This is a genomic window from Rouxiella badensis (genome assembly GCF_002093665.1).
Classification (GTDB): domain Bacteria; phylum Pseudomonadota; class Gammaproteobacteria; order Enterobacterales; family Enterobacteriaceae; genus Rouxiella; species Rouxiella badensis.
The window spans coordinates 160,297-180,662 of sequence record NZ_MRWE01000003.1 but is presented as its reverse complement, the minus strand read 5'-3'; the positions used below and the strand labels follow the sequence as shown (position 1 = coordinate 180,662).

At 52.8% G+C, this 20,366-nt stretch carries 20 protein-coding genes; 15 read left to right on the top strand and 5 right to left on the bottom strand.

Going from position 1 to position 20,366, the window contains the following annotated elements; translation table 11 throughout:
• Positions 1 to 98: 98 nt before the first annotated feature.
• The 4 genes from pgi to ubiA all read left to right on the top strand — a co-directional run bounded on the left by pgi (position 99) and on the right by ubiA (position 3,898).
• Positions 99 to 1,748, top strand: a complete 1,650-nt coding sequence (gene pgi / locus BS640_RS03235; RefSeq protein WP_084911875.1) for a glucose-6-phosphate isomerase — start codon at positions 99 to 101, stop codon at positions 1,746 to 1,748.
• A 202-nt stretch (positions 1,749 to 1,950) separates the two neighbouring features.
• On the top strand, positions 1,951 to 2,358 hold the full coding sequence (gene psiE / locus BS640_RS03230; protein ID WP_026110739.1) for a phosphate-starvation-inducible protein PsiE: 408 nt from the start codon (positions 1,951 to 1,953) through the stop codon (positions 2,356 to 2,358).
• 96 nt (positions 2,359 to 2,454) lie between these two features.
• Positions 2,455 to 2,997 carry a chorismate lyase gene (gene ubiC, locus BS640_RS03225; RefSeq protein WP_084911872.1) on the top strand — a complete coding sequence of 181 codons (543 nt, stop codon included), beginning with the start codon at positions 2,455 to 2,457 and terminating at the stop codon, positions 2,995 to 2,997.
• 34 nt (positions 2,998 to 3,031) lie between these two features.
• Entirely contained in the window at positions 3,032 to 3,898 is an 867-nt protein-coding gene (gene ubiA, locus BS640_RS03220; RefSeq protein WP_017494319.1) for a 4-hydroxybenzoate octaprenyltransferase, read from the top strand.
• A 76-nt stretch (positions 3,899 to 3,974) separates the two neighbouring features.
• Here the strand turns inward: ubiA and plsB are convergent, their stop codons facing one another.
• Positions 3,975 to 6,455, bottom strand: a complete 2,481-nt coding sequence (gene plsB / locus BS640_RS03215) for a glycerol-3-phosphate 1-O-acyltransferase PlsB (protein WP_084911871.1) — start codon at positions 6,453 to 6,455, stop codon at positions 3,975 to 3,977.
• Between the two features lie 126 nt (positions 6,456 to 6,581).
• Here plsB and BS640_RS03210 point away from each other — a divergent pair, with 126 nt between their 5' ends.
• The 4 genes from BS640_RS03210 (at position 6,582) to BS640_RS03195 (ending at position 9,530) form a co-directional block, all read left to right on the top strand.
• A complete protein-coding gene (locus BS640_RS03210; protein WP_017494321.1) occupies positions 6,582 to 6,950 on the top strand; it encodes a diacylglycerol kinase in 369 nt (122 codons plus the stop codon).
• Between the two features lie 105 nt (positions 6,951 to 7,055).
• The gene (gene lexA / locus BS640_RS03205) at positions 7,056 to 7,664 is read left to right on the top strand and encodes a transcriptional repressor LexA (protein ID WP_026110852.1); all 609 of its coding nucleotides are present in this window, start codon (positions 7,056 to 7,058) and stop codon (positions 7,662 to 7,664) included.
• A 171-nt stretch (positions 7,665 to 7,835) separates the two neighbouring features.
• Entirely contained in the window at positions 7,836 to 9,185 is a 1,350-nt protein-coding gene (dinF, locus tag BS640_RS03200) for an MATE family efflux transporter DinF (protein WP_038328398.1), read from the top strand.
• A 135-nt stretch (positions 9,186 to 9,320) separates the two neighbouring features.
• Positions 9,321 to 9,530 (top strand): CsbD family protein, encoded by a 210-nt coding sequence (locus BS640_RS03195; RefSeq protein ID WP_017494021.1) that lies wholly within the window; start codon positions 9,321 to 9,323, stop codon positions 9,528 to 9,530.
• Positions 9,531 to 9,684: 154 nt separating this feature from the next.
• On the opposite strand, the gene BS640_RS03190 is transcribed toward BS640_RS03195, so the two are convergent.
• On the bottom strand, positions 9,685 to 10,104 hold the full coding sequence (locus BS640_RS03190; protein ID WP_017494020.1) for a GFA family protein: 420 nt from the start codon (positions 10,102 to 10,104) through the stop codon (positions 9,685 to 9,687).
• Positions 10,105 to 10,185: 81 nt separating this feature from the next.
• Positions 10,186 to 10,695 (bottom strand): zinc uptake transcriptional repressor Zur, encoded by a 510-nt coding sequence (gene zur / locus BS640_RS03185; RefSeq protein ID WP_017494019.1) that lies wholly within the window; start codon positions 10,693 to 10,695, stop codon positions 10,186 to 10,188.
• A gap of 223 nt (positions 10,696 to 10,918) precedes the next feature.
• On the opposite strand from zur, the gene dusA reads away from it, so the two are divergent.
• Both dusA and pspG read left to right on the top strand, forming a co-directional pair.
• Positions 10,919 to 11,977, top strand: coding sequence for a tRNA dihydrouridine(20/20a) synthase DusA (gene dusA, locus BS640_RS03180; protein ID WP_017494018.1), 1,059 nt, complete (start codon positions 10,919 to 10,921; stop codon positions 11,975 to 11,977).
• A 217-nt stretch (positions 11,978 to 12,194) separates the two neighbouring features.
• A complete protein-coding gene (pspG, locus tag BS640_RS03175) occupies positions 12,195 to 12,443 on the top strand; it encodes an envelope stress response protein PspG (protein WP_017494017.1) in 249 nt (82 codons plus the stop codon).
• A 372-nt stretch (positions 12,444 to 12,815) separates the two neighbouring features.
• Here the strand turns inward: pspG and BS640_RS03170 are convergent, their stop codons facing one another.
• Entirely contained in the window at positions 12,816 to 13,802 is a 987-nt protein-coding gene (locus BS640_RS03170) for a quinone oxidoreductase (RefSeq protein WP_017494016.1), read from the bottom strand.
• 205 nt (positions 13,803 to 14,007) lie between these two features.
• On the opposite strand from BS640_RS03170, the gene dnaB reads away from it, so the two are divergent.
• Entirely contained in the window at positions 14,008 to 15,417 is a 1,410-nt protein-coding gene (gene dnaB / locus BS640_RS03165) for a replicative DNA helicase (RefSeq protein ID WP_017494015.1), read from the top strand.
• An 89-nt stretch (positions 15,418 to 15,506) separates the two neighbouring features.
• Entirely contained in the window at positions 15,507 to 16,586 is a 1,080-nt protein-coding gene (gene alr, locus BS640_RS03160; RefSeq protein WP_017494014.1) for an alanine racemase, read from the top strand.
• A gap of 40 nt (positions 16,587 to 16,626) precedes the next feature.
• Here the strand turns inward: alr and BS640_RS03155 are convergent, their stop codons facing one another.
• Positions 16,627 to 17,415 (bottom strand): transporter substrate-binding domain-containing protein, encoded by a 789-nt coding sequence (locus BS640_RS03155; RefSeq protein WP_084911888.1) that lies wholly within the window; start codon positions 17,413 to 17,415, stop codon positions 16,627 to 16,629.
• A 175-nt stretch (positions 17,416 to 17,590) separates the two neighbouring features.
• On the opposite strand from BS640_RS03155, the gene BS640_RS03150 reads away from it, so the two are divergent.
• From BS640_RS03150 to BS640_RS03140, 3 genes are all read left to right on the top strand, one after another.
• Positions 17,591 to 18,058 carry an Lrp/AsnC family transcriptional regulator gene (locus BS640_RS03150; protein WP_017494012.1) on the top strand — a complete coding sequence of 156 codons (468 nt, stop codon included), beginning with the start codon at positions 17,591 to 17,593 and terminating at the stop codon, positions 18,056 to 18,058.
• A gap of 277 nt (positions 18,059 to 18,335) precedes the next feature.
• A complete protein-coding gene (locus tag BS640_RS03145) occupies positions 18,336 to 18,956 on the top strand; it encodes a YitT family protein (protein ID WP_084911869.1) in 621 nt (206 codons plus the stop codon).
• Positions 18,957 to 19,110: 154 nt separating this feature from the next.
• The gene (locus BS640_RS03140) at positions 19,111 to 20,304 is read left to right on the top strand and encodes an amino acid aminotransferase (RefSeq protein ID WP_084911867.1); all 1,194 of its coding nucleotides are present in this window, start codon (positions 19,111 to 19,113) and stop codon (positions 20,302 to 20,304) included.
• Positions 20,305 to 20,366 lie beyond the last annotated feature (62 nt).

Below are 20,366 nucleotides of genomic sequence, written 5' to 3'. Positions count from 1 at the left end.
AAGGCATCTCAACTTGTAAAATACCGGATACAATCAAGGCAGTTGCGCTAAATAATAGTCAAGATGTCACCTTACATTCTCAGCCTAAGAGCATTGCTATGAAAAATATCAATCCAACTCAGACCGCTGCCTGGCAAGCCCTGCAGCAGCATTTCGATAAAGTTAAAGATGTGACCATCAGCCAGCTGTTTGCTGAAGATAGCGATCGTTTCTCCAAATTCTCTGCCACTTTTGACGATCAGATTCTTGTCGACTTCTCCAAGAACCGCATCACCTCAGAAACGTTGGAAAAACTGCAGGCGCTTGCCAAAGAAACCGAGCTGCAAGAAGCCATTAAATCGATGTTCTCAGGTGAGAAGATTAACCGCACCGAAGACCGTGCCGTGCTTCACGTTGCTCTGCGTAACCGCAGCAACACTCCTATCGTGGTTGATGGCAAAGACGTCATGCCTGAAGTCAACGCCGTGCTGGCGAAAATCAAAGGCTTCACCGAGCGCGTTATCGGCGGCGGCTGGAAAGGCTATACCGGCAAACCCATCACCGACGTGGTCAACATCGGTATCGGTGGTTCCGACCTGGGTCCTTTCATGGTGACCGAGGCGCTGCGTCCGTATAAAAATCATCTGAATATGCATTTCGTTTCTAACGTTGACGGCACCCATATTGCCGAAACGCTGAAACCGCTGAACCCGGAAACCACGCTGTTCCTGGTGGCCTCAAAAACCTTCACTACCCAGGAAACCATGACCAACGCCCACAGCGCGCGTGACTGGTTCCTGAAAACGGCCGGCGATGACCAGCACGTTGCAAAACACTTCGCCGCGTTGTCTACCAACGGTAAAGCGGTTGCCGAGTTTGGTATCGATACCGACAACATGTTCGAGTTCTGGGACTGGGTCGGCGGTCGTTACTCTCTGTGGTCTGCGATTGGCCTGTCGATTGCCTTGTCTGTGGGCTTCGAGAACTTCGAGCAGCTGCTGAGCGGCGCGCACGCGATGGACAACCACTTCGCTAACACGCCGGCTGAGAAAAACCTGCCCATCATTCTGGCGCTGATCGGTATCTGGTATAATGATTTCTACGGCACCGAAACCGAAGCTATCCTGCCATATGACCAGTATATGCACCGTTTCGCGGCCTATTTCCAGCAGGGAAATATGGAATCCAACGGTAAATACGTTGACCGCAATGGTTCACCGGTTGACTACCAGACTGGCCCAATCATCTGGGGTGAGCCTGGTACCAACGGCCAGCACGCGTTCTATCAGCTTATCCACCAGGGCACTAAAATCGTTCCTTGTGACTTTATTGCGCCTGCGGTGAGCCACAACGCGTTAAGCGATCACCACGCCAAGCTGCTGTCTAACTTCTTCGCGCAAACCGAGGCGCTGGCATTTGGTAAATCGCTGGAAGTGGTCGAAGAAGAGTTCGCGGCTCAGGGTAAAAAACCTGAAGACGTTAAACACGTTGCGCCGTTCAAGGTCTTCGAAGGCAACCGTCCGACCAACTCAATCCTGCTGCGTGAAATCACCCCGTTCAGCCTGGGTGCGCTGATTGCGCTGTATGAGCACAAAATCTTTACTCAGGGCGCTATCCTCAATATCTACACCTTCGACCAATGGGGCGTGGAATTGGGCAAACAGCTGGCAAACCGTATCCTGCCTGAGCTTGAAGGCAGCGAGAAGGTCACCGGCCACGACAGTTCAACCAACGGTTTAATCAACCGCTTCAAAAACTGGCGTGCCTGAGAATAGTTTAGCCGCAGCTCTTTCTAAATTGCTGCGCTAACTGTGACGGTGATAGGGGCTAACCGCTTGTCGGTTGGCCCTTTTTTATTATGAAAAACGCCATAACAAAAAATGTCTATTCCACATGAAACAAGCGCCTTTCGCGGCCTTGGCGCTGTGGTATTCTTCTGCCATTGAACAATAAAAGTGGGATGTACATCACATGGCAGGATCTAAAAAGGCAACGATGGTCGCGACCATCATGCAGCGTATTTTAAACATTTTTCTTTTGGGGTTAGCGGCTATTCTGATGCTGTTCCTGGGGCGGGAAACCTATCATCTGGCATTGGTGCTCTTCGTCAACAACGACGAATCATCTTCCTACATGCTGATTGAAGGGATTGTTATTTACTTCCTGTATTTCGAATTTATCGCGCTGATTGTTAAGTACTTTGCGTCGGGCTATCACTTCCCGCTGCGCTATTTCGTCTACATCGGCATCACGGCGATTATTCGTTTTATCATCGTCGACCATAAGAGCCCGATCGATACGCTGCTCTACACCGCCGCTATTCTGGTGCTGGTGGTGACCCTCTATCTTGCCAACGGCGAACGCCTGAAACGTGAGTAAATCTTGTCCCCGGCGGGATTACCGCCGGGGCAATCTGCGTTAGAATGCCCCCCTGAATTCTTTTTGGTAGCCACCGCTGCCCACTCGGAGTCTGTCATGTCTGAGTCTTATGTGCCTTTTCCCGATGCTATCCACTGGTTTGACTACGCGTCTGATGTGCCGCCCGAGGTTGTAGACTGGCTGCTGGAGATGGGTTCGATGACCCGCCGGTTTGAACAGCACTGCGCCAAGGTCAGCGTCACCCCGCAGCGGGAATGCTTCGTCTCTCGCGCCGAACTGACTCCTGAAGAGGCGGAACAACTGCCTGAGAGCGAGCGTTACTGGCTGCGTGAAATTGTCCTGTTTGGAGACGACGTGCCTTGGCTGCTCGGCAGAACGATAATCCCGCTCGAAACCCTTACCGGTCCTGAAAACGCCTTGGTAGACTTGGGCACGTTGCCGCTTGGGCGCTATCTGTTTGGTGGCAACGCGCTTAGCCGCGACTATATCCATCTGGGGCAGCAGGCGCAGCACTGGGTCCGTCGCTCTCGTCTGCGGCTTTCCGATAAACCGCTGCTGCTGACCGAGATTTTCCTGCCGGCCTCGCCGGTGTATGACGCCAGTAACACAAAAGACCTAAAATCTACAACAGAGCAGTAATGCCTCAAGGGAGAATACCAAGTTGATGGGGACGATGAAGCAGGGACAATGGCGCGATTATTGTCGTCTGATGCGAATAGACAAGCCGATCGGATCACTGCTGTTAATGTGGCCGACGCTATGGGCACTTTGGCTGGCCAGCGACGGCACGCCACCACTCAAGATTCTGATTATTTTCGTTCTGGGCGTATTCTTCATGCGTGCGGCAGGCTGTGTCATCAACGACTATGCCGACAGAAAAGTAGACGGTCACGTGAAGCGCACCGCCGGTCGCCCATTACCGAGCGGCTCTATCACCAGCAAGCAGGCGAAAATGCTGTTTGGCGGGCTGGTGTTTATCTCGTTCTGTCTGGCGCTGTTGCTGAATTATAAAACCATTCTGCTCTCGCTGGTGGCGTTGGCGTTGGCGTGGAGTTATCCGTTCGTGAAGCGGGTCAGCCATCTGCCGCAGGTCGTTCTGGGCGCGGCGTTCGGTTGGGCAATCCCGATGGCCTTTATGGCGGTGGGGGAGACGGTGCCGTTGAGTTGCTGGCTGCTGTTCCTCGCCAATATTTGCTGGACCGTGGCGTACGACACCCAGTATGCCATGGTGGACCGTGACGATGACCTGAAGATTGGCGTCAAGTCGACCGCCATTCTGTTTGGTCGCCACGACAACCTGATTATCGGTCTGTTACAGTTAGCCACGCTGGCTCTGATGGCGGCGGTAGGGCATCTTAATCATCTCGGTGCGCCTTTCTATTGGTCGCTACTGCTGGCCGGATGCCTGTTCGTGCATCAGCAAAAAATCACCGCAAAACGTCAGCGTGAGTCGTGTTTCCAGGCGTTTCGCAATAATAACTATGTAGGGATGGTGATGTTTATCGGCATCCTGCTGAGTTACACCATGACCGCGGTCTAAGCGCCATGGCATGAGCCAAAGAAAAACCCCGGTCCTCTCACGATGACCGGGGTTTTTTTATGCCTTAATACGGAGATTAGTGGTCCGTGTCTCTGACGTCGATTTTCGGCTCTGCCGGGGGTTCGGTGGCTGCCGGTAACTCTGAAGGCATGCCCGCGCTCTCAATCGTCAGTCGAATATCCGGCGTGATGAGGTCGCTGAGAATGGTGTAAATCTCACGGGTATGTTCAGGGATAGCGTCGCCAATATCATTGATATAGCCTTCATCACGCAGCGTACCGACCAGCGTAGTAAATACCGCTTTGTCGAAGAACTCCGGTGCGTTAATGCCGTGCAGCACCGACAGACGCTGTGCCATGATACGGCTCTCTTTCTCCAGCGCCCCACGGCTGATGCTAGGATTATTGCTCAGCAGCGACAGGGTAATCGCATAGCGTTGCAGCGTTTCACGAACGCCTGCTGCCAACAGCTGAAGCGGTCGGCTGCGCAGCGGGTTAAGCAGCAGTTGGTCATCTTCGACCAGAATCAGTTCTTGACGTGCCAGTTCCGCCGTGAGGGCTTCAAGTACCTCAGACAGCTGCGCTTTATCGTAATGCATGAAGAGCTCGGCCTTCATCATCGGGTAAATCAGCTCGACCTGACGCAGCAGTTCGGCTTTGCTTACCTGACTATGGTGCATCACGATGCTGGCAATCAGAGAAGGCATGACCAACAGGTGATGAATATTGTTGCGATAGTAGGTCATCAGCACGGCCTGCTCGCGAGGCAGAATGATGATATCGCCAATATTGTCCTTCTCGACTTCGAACTTGTTCATGTTCAAGGCGTGGTCGAGCAGCTGGTCAGCGGTCAGGTCCGGCACCGTAGAATCTGCGGTATAGGGCACATTGCGGAGCAATTGCAGGTAGCAGTCGAGCTGTTCAATCAGCTGTTCGCGGGTCAGCGATCGCTGACGCGAAGCCAGCAGCGCCGTTGAACACAGGTTCATGGCATTGGCGGCCGCCGAGTTGTTGATACGCACCATGATCTTGTCGGCGATATCCTGCACCGTCGGCGTCAGCCAGCTTGGGCGATGCGCTTCGATAGGGTCAATCGAATCACGCCATTGCGGGACGTTCTGGTTCAGATAAGGCGTCAGGTGCAGCGGCTCGCCGAAGTTGACATAGCCCTGACCCAGGTTGCGCAGTTTACGCAAGCCGTTGATCATCTGTAGGAAGCTTTCTTTCTCCTTGGTCGCCCCGCGCAGCTCTTTCGCGTAGGTACCGACTTCCATCACGTGCTCGTAACCGATGTAGATAGGGACCAGCGTGATAGGACGAGAGCCGCCGCGCAGCATCGCCTGAATCGTCATGGAGAGCGTGCCGGTCTTTGGCTCTAACAGGCGACCGGTACGCGAACGTCCACCTTCCACGAAGTATTCGACCGAATAACCGCGGCTGAACAGCTCGCCGAGATATTCCCGGAACACCGTCGAATAGAGTTTGTTGCCTTTAAAGGTACGACGAATAAAGAACGCGCCCAGGCGGCGGAAGATAGGTCCGGCCGGCCAGAAGTTCAGGTTGATCCCTGCCGCGATGTGCGGAGGCACCAAGCCTTGATGATAGAGCACGTAAGACAGCAGCAGGTAGTCCATGTGGCTGCGGTGGCAAGGCACATAAACAATCTCCTGACCGTCCAGAGCCAGCTGACGCACACGCTCGGCGTTATGAACGTTGATCCCTTTATACAGACGGTTCCAGGTCCAGCTCAGCACGCGGTCAGAAAGGCGAACCGCTTCATAATTGAAGTCGGCGGCAATCTCTTCCATTAGGTCAATGGCGTTTTGCTGGGCCTTGTCGTGGGAGATTTTTTTGCTACGTGCTTCATCTTCAACGGCTTTTTCAATCGCTTTGGAGGCCAGCAGCTTGTTGAACAAGTCCTGACGAACCGGAAGACGGGGGCCGACTGCGGCCAGACGCTGACGCGAGAAATGCATACGCGCAACGCGGGCGAGCTTGTGGGCGATGGTTTTGTCGGTACCGTGTTGGGTAGCCATATCGCGCAGCGACACGGTGTTAGAGAAGCGAACAAAGCTGTCGCGGCCTAACCACAGCACGGCAAAGAATTTCTGAATGCCGTTCAACACGCGCAGATGCGGAGTTTCCTGACCTTCACGGCCCGGCGCGCGGCCAAACATCACCGAAACAGGCAGCATCTGAATATCAAGATTCGGATTATTTCGGTGCAGGTCCAGATAGTCATGGAACAGCTTCACCGATTCCTGTTTAGGCTGATAATAGGAGAAAACACGTGGCCCTTCACCGATGAAAACGTGACTTGGCAGTTGAACGCCGTCTATTTCCAGAGGAATGAGCGGGTCGGGCAGATTCTGCGCGAGGCATTGTGCCCGCAGTGTCAGAAGATCGGCCTTGGAGTTGTACGGCAAAACATACAGAATTGGACGCGTTGGATCTAAACGCAACTCCGTCACGGGATCTGTAGGAATGACCTTGCTTCTTACCAGCAAATTTAGCGGTAAATTCAGTAAGGTATAATAAAGTCTACGCCATCCTGACATAAAAAACGTAAAGCCTCTTGTTAGCAATTCGCCGCAAGGATACCAGAAAGCAGGTATGAGATCTGTGGTGATAGGACAACGAATTCAGGCTAAAATGCCTAAAAATCACATTAAGACTTAAAAATAATGGCAAATCAGGTCACTGGGTTTACCCGAATTTATAAGGCAGCCGGCTATTCTATCAAGGGAATTACCGCCGCCTGGAAGCATGAAGCCGCATTCCGTCAGGAAGCTATCGTCGTTGTCCCCGCCATCTTACTGGCATTTTACCTTGATGTTAGCAGCATCGAACGAATATTAATGGTTGGCGCACTCATTTTAGTGCTGGTTGTTGAATTACTGAACAGTGCGGTAGAAGCGGCAATCGACCGAATTGGCTCTGAAATACACCCACTTTCTGGGCGTGCGAAGGATATGGGTTCCGCTGCTGTTTCAATCACCATTGGCTTTGCGCTTTTCACCTGGGCAGTCATCCTGGTGCCGCACTGGCTTTGAATATTTCATACTTCTTAATGTCTGTTTTTGCAGATTCTTAGGTTTTAATTCCGCCAGTACCTGTATATACTCACAGCTGGACTGTATAAACAACCAGGGGGCGGAATGAAAGCTTTAACGACCAGACAACAAGAGGTCTATGACCTTATACGCGATCATATTTCGACCACGGGTATGCCGCCAACACGTGCAGAAATTGCCACCCGTCTGGGATTCCGCTCGCCTAACGCCGCTGAAGAACACCTGAAAGCGCTGGCACGTAAAGGCGTTATCGAGATTGTTTCCGGCGCTTCTCGCGGCATTCGTTTGCTGATGGAAGAAGAAGCCGGGCTACCGCTGATTGGCCGCGTGGCCGCCGGTGAGCCATTACTGGCGACTCAGCATATTGAAGGGCACTATCAGGTTGACCCAGGTATGTTCAAACCGAGCGCCGACTTCCTGCTGCGTGTCAGCGGCATGTCGATGCGTGATATTGGTATTTTAGACGGCGACCTTCTGGCGGTTCACAAAACGCAGGACGTCCGTAACGGGCAGGTTGTTGTCGCACGCATTGACGACGAAGTGACCGTTAAGCGTCTTAAAAAGCAGGGCAATACCGTGCAGCTGCTGCCTGAAAACAGCGAGTTCGAACCTATTGTGGTCGATCTTCGCGAGCAAAACTTTAGCATTGAAGGACTGGCGGTCGGCGTTATCCGCAACGGCGACTGGATCTAATCAGCCTCCGCTTTTGGCGTTAGCCATTTACACAGTCTCGTTTTGCCTGTCGCCCCTTCATTGGGGCGATATTGTTTCTGTCACACGAAGACCTGTTATTCATAAGCCGTTGTTGTTTATATAATCCGTTAAACCACGAATCGTCATCACAGCCTGGGCTCTCACACCATTATGCGATCGCTTTTCTCTTTGCCTGCTTTAAGAAAAACCTTTCTAAGCCCTGCCGACAAGGCGCTCTGGCTTCTCGCCCTCCCGATGATCTTCTCCAACATTACCGTGCCCTTGCTGGGTTTGGTTGATACAGCAGTGATTGGTCATCTTGATAGCCCTGATTATCTTGGCGGTGTCGCCGTCGGGGCAATGGTCACCAGCTTCCTATTTATGCTATTGCTCTTCCTGCGTATGAGCACCACCGGAATGACCGCGCAGGCGCTGGGGGCGCGTAATAACCTTCTGCTGGCCCGCGCGTTCGTGCAGCCGTTTTTGTTGGCACTGATTGCCGGTACGCTCATTTTCCTGTTTCGCCAGCCGTTGATTTCCGCCGCATTGCACATCGTGGGCGGCAGTCAGGCGGTGCTCCAGCAGGCGCAAATATTCATCTCGATTCGCTGGTATAGCGCCCCTGCGTCGCTGGCGAACCTAGTGATTCTCGGCTGGTTGCTGGGGGCCCAGTATGTGCGTGCGCCGGTCATCATGCTGATAGTAGGCAATCTGCTTAACGTTATTCTTGACCTGTGGCTGGTGGTCGGGTTGGGATGGAACGTCAAGGGTGCGGCCGTTGCTACCGCCTGCTCCGAATATGCCACGCTGGCTTTGGGACTGTGGCTAGTTTCCATTGTGATGAGAAGACACGGAATAAGTATTGAGCTGCTGAAAGACGCATGGCGCGGCAATCTGCGCCAGCTGATCGCGCTTAATCGGGACATTATGCTGCGTTCCCTGCTGGTGCAGCTGTGCTTCTCTTCCCTTACTATCATCGGTGCGCGACTCGGGACGGAGATCGTTGCCGTCAACGCCGTGCTGATGAACCTGCTCACCTTCACCGCCTTTGCGCTCGACGGCTTTGCCTACGCGGTCGAGGCACATTCCGGGGAGGCGTTTGGCGCGAAAGACGAGAGTAAGCTGCTGCACGTGTGGCACGCGGCCTGTCGACAGGCCGGACTGGTCGCGCTTGGCTTCGCTGTGGTGTATGCGCTGGCCGGTGAGCAAATTGTCAATCTGCTCACCTCAATTGCCGACCTAAGAACGCTGGCCGACCGCTATCTTGGCTGGCAGATTATCTTACCGCTGGTGGGCGTATGGTGTTATCTGCTCGATGGCATGTTTATTGGCGCAACGCGTGGAAAAGAAATGCGCAACAGCATGGCGGTCGCCGCCGCAGGTTACGCGTTGACATTACTGGCGTTACCCACGCTGGGTAACCACGCTCTCTGGCTCGCCGTGGCGGTCTTTCTGTCGCTGCGGGGCGTGGCGTTAGGCTGGATTTGGCGACGCCACTGGCAAAAAGGCACCTGGATTTAAATGCTTTGGATTAATCCTAGTTATGCTCTTAATTCCTGTTTAAGCCTGAAATGCTGAAATTAGCGACTACAATTAGAACTGTTGATAAGCATTTATCAAATGCAGTAACACCTAAGCTAAACAGGAGAGTTGATTATGAATAAGGACCAAGCAGACGGTAACTGGAAGCAGTTCAAAGGCAAAGTGAAAGAAAAATGGGGTAAGCTAACCGACGACGACCTGACTGTTGTTGAAGGTAAGCGCGATCAGCTGGTCGGCAAGATTCAGGAAAGATACGGATATCAGAAAGAGCAGGCTGAAAAAGAGGTTAAGTCCTGGGAATCTGACCATAAATACCACTGGTAATCGGTGACTCCCCCCGAATGTGCATCCTGAGAATTAAAGCTGCTCCTACCCAAGACGCTTTTCAGGATGCAGGGTACAAGGAAGTACCCACTCCGTTGTTCAAACCTATCTCACCCAATCCCCTTAGAAAAACGGGTCAGCGTTTGATGAAACGTTATTCCTGCGTCGGACTGAACCGCAAGTAACCTGCTATCTTCGCCGCGGTCTGCGTATCTTTAGGATGCGTCTTGCCGTTCATCACGACCACTTCCGGGAAATCAAACGGAGAGACACCCTCGAGGCAGGCAGTATTCACGCCATACTGGGTCGGATTTGAGCGCCGTTGATGGTGGGTGTAGATCCCGCAAACGGAGCAGAAAAAGTGTTTCGCGGTTTGGGTATTGAAGCGATATTCGGTCAGTTTTTCCTGACCTTCAGTAATGGTGATATCCTGCAGATCGGCCGATACCACCACGGCACCGCGCATGCGGCAAAGCGAGCAATCGCAGCGGCGGATGGTGTTAAACCCGTCTGTCAGTTTCACGGTGAATTTAACCGCACCGCAGTGACAGCTCGCATTGAAAACGTCTTTCATAAGAACTCCCTCAGTAAACCCTCTGCAAGACCTCTGATGAGATCCCAAAGACCTCAATGGATGATTGGAATAACCGTTCTTTTAACGCTTTTTTACTGCAATAGTATGATCGTGTTCGCAGTGGTCATGACTTTCGCATGATTCAACGATGGCGCACTCGGCGCAGAGACCATGTGCTTCCACGACAGAATGGCGCAGCGCAAAACCGGAGTCTTTCGCCAACTTGCCGAGTCGCTCTTCAATCCCGTCAGTGGTTATCTCTGTAACCAGTCCACAGCGGTCACAGATAAACAGCGCGGAAGTGTGGCTAGGCTCTTCGAAATGGTGGCAGACCACATAGCTGTTTGCTGATTCAACGCGGTGAATAAAGCCTTGCTCGAGCAGGAAATCCAGTGCGCGGTAAACCGTAGGCGGTTTGGCCTGAGGCTCAGTTTTTCGCAGAAGATCGAGCAGGTCGTAGGCGCTGATGGCGCCAGGTTGTTCCGTCATCAGACGCAACACTTCAAGCCGCTGCGGGGTAAGCCGAACGCTACGTTGCTGGCACAAATGCTCAGCTTGAGTGAGGATATTTTCCGTAGTGGTTGAGTTCATCGCGACGTCTCTGCATAAATAGAATGCTGATTTTATCACGCTTCTGGACAATCGCCGAGAGCTATGCCGCAGTTGCCGTTGGGTCTATGAGATGCCGAATCTTTGTTCTGTGATATAATCACCCATCATATTCCAGCCTTTATCACGATTTCGGTGCTTTTAGCCGCGTTATCCTATAAAGCGTTGGTACGCCATAAGCCCATTTTCAGCGAATTTCAGGTCGATGTCAGAGATTAATCATCCAGGAAAGCCTTCCCCAGAATCAGCGAATGCTGATGCGAGTCCTTCACGTTTTTCCGCTCAGCGCTTTTCTATCGCGCCAATGCTGGACTGGACCGACCGCCACTGTCGTCATTTCCATCGCCTGATGAGCCGCGATACGCTGCTGTATACCGAGATGGTGACAACTGGAGCGATTATCCATGGTAAAGGGGATTATCTGGCTTTTGGTGAGCAGGAACATCCGGTTTCGCTTCAGCTGGGCGGCAGCAATCCGCAAGACCTGGCAACCTGCGCCAAACTGGCCGAGCAGCGTGGCTATGATGAAATCAATCTCAACGTTGGCTGCCCGTCGGATCGAGTGCAGAACGGCATGTTCGGTGCCTGCCTGATGGCTCAGGCCTCTCTGGTTGCGGACTGCATCAAGGCAATGCGTGACGTGGTGTCCATTCCTGTCACCGTCAAGACGCGCATTGGCATCGACACGCTGGACAGCTACGCATTCCTGTGTGATTTCGTGCAGCAGGTCTCCGAACGTGGCGAATGCGACACCTTTATCATTCACGCGCGCAAGGCATGGCTGTCGGGGCTTAGCCCAAAAGAAAACCGTGAAGTGCCGCCGCTGGATTACCCTCGGGTCTATCAACTCAAGCGTGATTTTCCGCATCTGACGATGGCGATTAACGGGGGGATTAAAAGTCTCGACGAAGCACAAGCGCATCTGCAGCACATGGATGGCGTGATGATCGGACGTGAAGTCTATCAAAATCCGTCTATTCTGCTCGACGTTGACCAACGTCTGTTTGGTCGCGAGGCGTCAGGGTTGACCGGGCCTGACGTGATCCGCGCGCTGTATCCGTATATTGAAGCCGAGCTCTCGAAAGGGACCTATCTTGGCCATATTACTCGCCATATCCTCGGCATTTTCCAGGGGATACCGGGGGCACGCCAATGGCGCAGACATTTAAGCGAGAACGCGCACAAGCCGGGTGCAGGCGTTGAGGTAGTCGAGCAGGCACTGTCGTTGGTGACACGTCCGCAGATGGCAGCCAGCGAAGCTTAAGGGTAGCGAGAATTAACCAATAGTTAGTCTTTCTGACCACATTATTTCACCCGCCGTGGCGGTGGGTGAAATAACCCATTGAATATCAACGTATTAAAAAACCCTCTTCTCTGGCACGTTTCTTGATATATCCCTGTGTTGAAAGCACTTCCTGGTGCCGATTTTGCCTGTTAACGGGCAGATTGCGGCCCGCCATTCTTGCCCGAGGAGTCATATCATGTTGGCAGTATTATTCGTGCTGGGTTTTTTCTTTATGCTGTTGCTGACCGGCATCTCTTTACTGGGGATGGTTGCGGCGCTGGTGGTTGCGTTTGCGCTGATGATGCTGGGCGGATTGTTGACGTTTGTTATTAAAATGTTGCCTTGGCTGATTTTGGCGGTGGTCGCGGTGTGGATTTATCGCGCCGTAAAACAGCCAGAAAAACCTGTTTATAAGTCACGATATAGAAACAGAAGATTACCTTAAGCCAGTCAAATGGATGATTAAAATATAAACGTCATTATTTTCATGGATATAGGTGAAACGCCTCAACATTGTAAATGTAATTGTGCAGGCATAACTTTTACTTATGTGGGCTCGATCACAGGTTGAGCGATAAAATGCTTTCCATGCGAATTAATCATATTTTTTAACATGGCACGCTGTTAGGATGAATGCATCGTATTTACGAAAAAATTTCATCCGATCTGGTGCGGCCAAAAATAGTTGCTCAAGCGACATCGTCCCCAGATTTACCTTGCAGTAACCTACAGGCAGTACCGTTCTGAACTCAACGTGATTGACGAAAGAACAGCATAAGAGGGCTCCTTAACCGGAGCCCTCTTTGCATTTACAGACTTATGAACCCGGAATGAGCAGGCTTGAGCCGGTAGTGGCGCGGCTTTCCAGCGTCTCATGGGCTCTGCGTGCCTGTGACAGCGGGAATTTCTGTGCGTCTTTGACATCGACCTTGATGGCATCGCTGGCAATTAGCGAGAACAGCTCTTCGCTTGCCGCAGCCAGCTCTTCCTGCGTTGTGATATAGCCATTCAGAGAAGGGCGGGTGACAAACAGTGAGCCTTTCTGGTTCAGAATGCCCAAATCGACGTCCTTCACCGGACCCGATGCATTACCAAAACTCACCAGCAAACCGTGGCGTTTGAGGCTGTCGAGCGAAGCCAGCCAGGTGCTCTTGCCAACCGAATCGTAGACCACTGAGACTTTTTCGCCCTGTGTCAGCTCAGCGACGCGCGCAGCAATATCCTCAGTCTGGTAGTTAATCGTGGCCCATGCACCGGCTTCTTTCGCCAGTGCGGCTTTCTCGTCAGAGCCGACGGTTCCAATCAGTTTTGCCCCCAGCGCTTTGGCCCACTGGCTGGCAATAAGCCCAACGCCACCGGCGGCGGCATGGAACAGGAAGATATCACCGGCTTTGATTTTATGGGTCTGGCGGAATAAATACTGTACGGTCAGGCCTTTAAGGAAGGAGGCCGCGGCCTGTTCAAAGCTGATGCCCTCAGGCAGGACAGCAACCTTCTGCGCAGGCACGTTGTGATACTCGCTGTAGGCACCCAGTGAAGACTGCGCATAAACTACGCGATCGCCGACCTTGATATGGCTGACTCCAGTGCCCACTTTGGTCACGACACCAGCCGCCTCGCTGCCTAGCCCGGAAGGCAGCGGCGCGGGATAGAGGCCGCTGCGCACATAGGTATCGATATAGTTGATACCAATCGCCTTGTTCTCGACCTGGACTTCGCCCGCAGCGGGATCTTTAGGTTCAAAATCAACATACTCTAAAACTTCCGGACCGCCTGTTGCGCTGAACTGGATACGCTTAGCCATTTTCTTTCCTCGTTTTAAGTGATGGATTTCACCCTACGCTAATTAATTTGCCTTTCCTAGTGACGGACGTGCTGTGCTAAGACCGTTTGGAAATGAGGCATCACAAGGAATTATAATTCGGTATACTGACGCGTTATCAGGGTTCACCTCGAACCTCACGCAAGCTCTGCCAAGCCAGTTATTCATAGTAGGAAAGCATTTACCCATGGCCGGAAACAACAAACCAACCAACAAACCGAACGAACCACGCGATCGTCAGATGGAAGGGCTAAAGCTTCCGCCACACTCTTTGGAGGCCGAGCAGTCTGTGCTGGGTGGCCTGATGCTGGACAACGAACGCTGGGACAACGTCGCCGAACGCGTGGTCAGCAATGACTTCTTCAGCCGTCCGCATCGCCTGATTTTCACCGAGATGCAGCGATTGCTCGAGATGAGTAAGCCTATCGACCTTATCACGCTGTCAGAGTCTCTCGAGCAGAAAGGGGATCTGGACTCGGTGGGCGGTTTTGCCTATCTGGCAGAGCTGTCAAAAAATACGCCAAGTGCGGCAAACATCGGCGCATATGCCGACATCGTGCGTGAACGTGCAGTTGTGCGCGAGATGATTTCTGTTGCTAACGAAATTGCCGATGCGGGTTACGATCCGCAGGGCCGCAGCAGCGAAGACCTGCTGGACCTGGCCGAGTCCCGCGTCTTTCAGATTGCAGAAAGCCGCGCCAATAAAGATGAAGGCCCGAAAAGCGTCGACCGCATTCTGGAAAGCACCGTTGCGCGTATCGAAGAGCTGTTCCAACGCCCACACGACGGCGTAACCGGCGTGTCGACCGGCTATAGCGATCTCGACAAGAAAACGGCTGGCTTGCAGAAGTCCGACTTAATCATCGTCGCAGCTCGTCCGTCGATGGGTAAAACCACCTTCGCCATGAACCTGTGCGAAAACGCCGCGATGATGCAGGAAAAACCGGTGCTTATCTTCAGCCTCGAGATGCCCGGCGATCAACTGATGATGCGTATGCTGGCCTCGCTGTCCCGCGTTGACCAGACCCGTATCCGTACCGGTCAGCTTGACGATGAAGACTGGGCGCGTATTTCCAGCACCATGGGGATCCTGCTCGAAAAACGTAACATGTATATCGATGACTCCTCCGGCCTGACGCCAACCGAGGTACGTTCACGTGCGCGCCGTATCTTCCGTGAGCACGGCGGCCTGAGCCTCATCATGATTGACTACCTTCAACTGATGCGCGTGCCTTCTCTGTCTGACAACCGTACCCTGGAAATCGCCGAGATTTCACGCTCGCTCAAGGCGTTGGCGAAAGAGCTGCAGGTGCCGGTGGTGGCGCTTTCTCAGCTGAACCGAAGCCTGGAGCAGCGTGCCGATAAGCGCCCGGTCAACTCCGACCTCCGTGAATCTGGTTCCATCGAGCAGGACGCCGACTTGATCATGTTTATCTATCGCGACGAGGTCTATCACGACAACAGCGAAGAAAAGGGGATCGCGCAAATCATTCTCGGCAAACAGCGTAACGGTCCGATAGGCACGGTTCGCCTCACATTTAACGGTCAGTGGTCGCGATTCGATAACTACGGCGGCCCGCAATACGACGAAGACTAATGCTTAGGCTGGCTAGCGTGCTTGCCCCTGATTTCGAGTTAAAAGAACAAGCTAAAACCTTTTCATCAATTTCTTCATAAGGACACGCAATGAAGGCGGCTACGGCTGTGATTGATAGCAGCGCCCTGCGTCATAATTTACAGCGCATTAGGCATATTGCGCCGCAGAGTCGGGTGGTGGCAGTAGTAAAAGCAAACGCCTATGGGCACGGGCTGCTTGAGGCGGCGCGCAGTTTGCAGGATGCCGATTGTTATGGCGTGGCCCGTTTGAGCGAGGCGCTGGCGCTGCGTGCTGGCGGTATTCTCAAGCCGATTTTATTGCTGGAAGGTTTTTTCTCCGCCGAGGATTTACCTCTGCTGGTAGCAAATGGTCTGGATACGGCGGTGCACAGCGTTGAGCAGCTTGAGGCGCTCGAGCGCGCGCAGCTGAGTGCGCCGCTTAAGGTATGGATGAAACTCGACACCGGCATGCACCGTTTGGGCGTGTTGCCGGAGAACGCCGAAGCGTTCTATCAGCGTCTCAGCCAGTGCGCCAATGTGATTCAGCCGGTGAATATGATGAGTCACTTCAGCTGTGCAGACGAGCCTGAAAATGATTACACCCTGAAGCAGCTTCAGTGCTTTCAGGCGTTTGCCCAGGCTAAACCGGGCATAAAGTCGATTGCGGCCTCGGGCGGTACGCTGCTGTGGCCTGCGAGCCATCTGGATCTGGTGCGTCCAGGCATTATCCTTTATGGCGTATCGCCGATGGCCAGTACCGAAGCGAGAGAATACGGTTGTCGTCCAGCGATGACGCTGACCTCGAGCCTGATAGCGGTACGTGAACATCGTGCAGGAGAGCCGGTGGGTTACGGCGCCACCTGGGTAAGCCCACGCGACACGCGTTTAGGCGTGGTCGCTATCGGGTATGGCGACGGATATCCGCGCAGTGCGCCAAGCGGTACACCCGTTTTGGTCAACGGCCGTAGTGTGCCGATAGTCGGTCGTGTCTCGATGGACATGCTCTCGGTTGATTTAGGACCCAACGCGCAGGACCAGGTTGGTGACGAGGCAATTCTATGGGGGCCCGCGTTGCCGGTTGAACGCATCGCGGCTGCCACCGGTATTAGCGCCTACGAGCTCATCACCACGCTTACCTCAAGGGTCGTTCGTACCTACACGGGCGACTAACGCTTCAAGGGCCGCCCCATTCTCAGCGGCCCTTTCTGTTTCAGGACTTCTTGCCTGACGCCAGCCATTGGCCAATGATCTTTTGATAATCGCCGTTAGCCTTGCTCAGATGCAGCCACTGATCGACGTACATCTTCCAGCTAATATCATCCTTCGGCAGCAGGTAGGCCTTCTCGCCATACTGTAACGGCTTTTTAGGGTTGACTGCGCACAGTTTCGGATAGTGTTTCTGCTGGAACAGCGCCTCCGAGGCGTCGGTGACCATCACGTCAGCTTTTTTGTCGACTAACCGCTGGAAGATAGCCAGATTGTCATGCGAGAGCTCGAGATGGGCCTGCGGCAGATAGGCGTGTACAAAGGCTTCATTGGTGCCGCCGGCCGGTTCGAGAAGGCGTACTTCAGGTCGGTTTAATTGGGTAATGGTCTGATATTTATGCGCATCTTCGCAGCGTACCAAAGGGATTTTGCCATCCTGATCGAGCACGTTGGCAAACCAGGCTTTCTGCTGGCGTGGCAGTGTGACGGAAATGCCCCCCATGGCGATATCGCACCGGTTTGAGGTCATATCGTCCATCATTGTTTTCCAGGTGGTTTTTACCCAGTTGACCTTCACCCCGAGGCTTGCGGCCAGTGACTGCGCCATGGCGACGTCTATCCCCTCATACTGTCCGTCCGGGCGTAAATAGGTATAAGGCTTGTAGTCACCGGTGGTGCAAACGTTGAGGGAGCCTTTCTGCAGCACTCTGTCGAGATGGGAAGAGGTGCCTTCAGCCTGCGCCGCAGCGGTTCCTGCTATCAGCAGGCTAAGGGTCAGAAGCATCTTTTTCATTATTTTTCCTTGTTTGATAAAACTGCGCATCCATATTCGCCAAAATGGCAGGGTTAATGCAAAGTAAACAGAGGTTTGAATGGAAAAAACGCCCGTCACGTCATAAAGGGAAAGTTCGGCCCTAAAAAAACTGGTAGTGTGTTTATGAATAAAATCGATAAGCAGGTGAGCAGCCATGTACAGCATTGATGATTACGACTTGAAAATCTTGACCTTATTACAGGCTAACGGCAGGTTAACCAACCAGGAACTCAGCGAAATTGTGGGGCTGTCTGCGTCCCAGTGTTCGCGCAGAAGAATAGGCCTCGAACAGCAACAGATGATCATGGGCTATCACGCCCGTCTTGCGCCCGAGGCGCTGGGGTTGGGCATGATTGGCCTGATAGAAATTAGGTTAATCAATCATTTGCCTGAAAATGTTGAAGATTTTCATAAAATGCTGGAGCAGGTGGATGCGGTCATCGATGCTTATAAAACGACCGGTGATGCCGACTATTTGTTGAAGGTTGCGGTGGCAGACTTAGCGGGTTTAAGCACTTTGATAAGCCATATTCTCTCAGTCCACAAAAGCGTTGCCCATATTAAAACCTCCGTGGTGCTGAATCGTATAAAAGAGAATGGCCTGCTGACGACCCCGGCTTAGCAGAGAATATTAAGCCGACTACCGGTAGCCTGAAGATGAACCAGATTGGTGCAATTTCACTAACCTGGTGCATTATTAACGCGTTTTATGCACGAAAATATCCACTTAAAACCAAAATTTGCGTGAGTTGAGTAAAATTACGATTTATTGTGGTTGATTTGTGCGAAAACGATTGCCTTCTTGCGTGCTGTCGTTAATTATCTATAAAAATTCAGCGATCCCAGCGGGCATGCATAGCCCGCACGGCATTTTTATTTTTATAGGCGACAGGCATTCTATGGATAACATCGACAGCATCACACAGCCTCGCGTTGAGCATACCTGGCTCGAAGACGTGCTGGCCATTCTTATGGGCACCCTGATGGTCTCTTTTGGCGTGATGATGTTACGCCAGTCGGGCGCATTGACCGGGAGCACCGCGGGCATGGCATTTCTGATTCACTATCTGACGCATTACTCCTTTGGCGCAGTGTTTTTCACCATTAATCTGCCGTTTTACTGGCTCTCGATCCGTCGCATGGGCTGGCCATTCACTATCAAGACGTTTTGCGCCGTGGCACTGGTTTCCTTATTCACCAGTCTGCATCCGCTCTTCATCCATTTCGACCATCTCGAGCCTTTTTATGCGGTGCTTTTCGGTAACGTTATCATGGGAATGGGATTTATCGTGCTGTTCCGCCACAAGGCGAGCCTGGGCGGCATGAATATCCTCTCGCTGTATTTGCAGGACAAATACGGCATTCGCGCCGGTAAACTGCAGATGGGCGTGGATTTCGTGATAGTGCTTGCGTCGCTGTTTGTGGTGAGTATTCCGATGCTGATCGCCTCGATTCTTGGCGCGTTCGTGCTGAATCTGATCATCGCGATGAACCACCGTCCGGGCCGCTATAGGGTTTAAAAAGATCACAACATTAATGTGATCTTGTTGAGCGATATTTGTTAGTCTACGTGATAATAAAAACAGCAGTAAAAGTCGGTGCTTCGACATAACAGATCCCCTTGAACCGGGCTCTGACGCTTGTCCAAGATACAATTCCAAGGAGAAATATACCGTGTTCCAACATGTTGATGCTTATGCCGGTGACCCAATTCTGTCGCTGATGGAAAGCTTCAAGAACGATCCGAGAGAGAAAAAGGTCAACCTGAGTATCGGTCTGTATTACGACGATAAAGGGATTATCCCACAGCTTGGTGCTGTCGAAGCCGCTGAAAACCAACTGAATGCGCAGCCTCAGACCGCCTCGGTTTATCTGCCGATGGAAGGCCTTGCAGGCTATCGCAGCAGCATCCAGAAACTGTTGTTTGGTGCTGAACATACCGCACTGCAGCAGCAGCGTATCGCCACTATTCAGACCGTGGGTGGCTCGGGTGCGTTGAAAGTGGGTGCTGACTTCCTGAAGCACTACTTCCCAAATTCAGAAGTTTGGGTCAGTAATCCGACCTGGGACAACCACGTCGCGATTTTCGCTGGCGCAGGTTTCAAGGTGCACACCTATCCTTACTTTGATGCCGAAAAGCTGGGCGTTAACTTTGCCGGTATGATCGATACCCTGCAGACCCTGCCCGCGCAAAGCATCGTGCTGTTGCACCCTTGCTGCCATAACCCGACCGGTTCTGATTTGACGCAGTCCCAGTGGGACCAGGTGATTGAGCTGGTGAAGCAGCGTGAACTCATTCCGTTCCTCGACATTGCCTATCAGGGCTTTGGCGATGGCATGAATGAAGACGCCTACGCGATTCGCGCGATGGCTGCTGCGGGCGTGAACATGCTGGTCAGCAACTCGTTCTCTAAAATCTTCTCGCTGTACGGCGAGCGCGTGGGTGGACTGTCCGTGGTCTGTGAAAACAGCGAAGCGTCGGGCCGCGTGCTGGGTCAGCTGAAAGCGACCGTACGTCGCAACTACTCAAGCCCGCCAAACTTTGGCGCAAAAGTGGTTGAGACCGTGCTGAATGACGCTGCGCTGAAGGCACAGTGGCTGGCAGAAGTTGAAACCATGCGCACACGTATTATCGAAATGCGTCAGGTGCTGGTAAACAGCCTGAAGAAAGCCCTGCCGGGTCGCGATTTCGACTATCTGCTGCAACAGCGTGGGATGTTCGGCTACACCGGTTTCAGCGCCGCTCAGGTTGACAGACTGCGTGAAGAGTTTGGCGTGTACCTGATTGCCAGCGGCCGTGTTTGCATGGCCGGCCTGAATCACCACAACGTGGAACAGGTTGCCGCGGCGTTTGCTGCCGTACAGTAATCGCTATCAGTCAAGATAATATCTCGGCGTGATAGTTTATCACGCCGTTTTTTTTTGCCTTT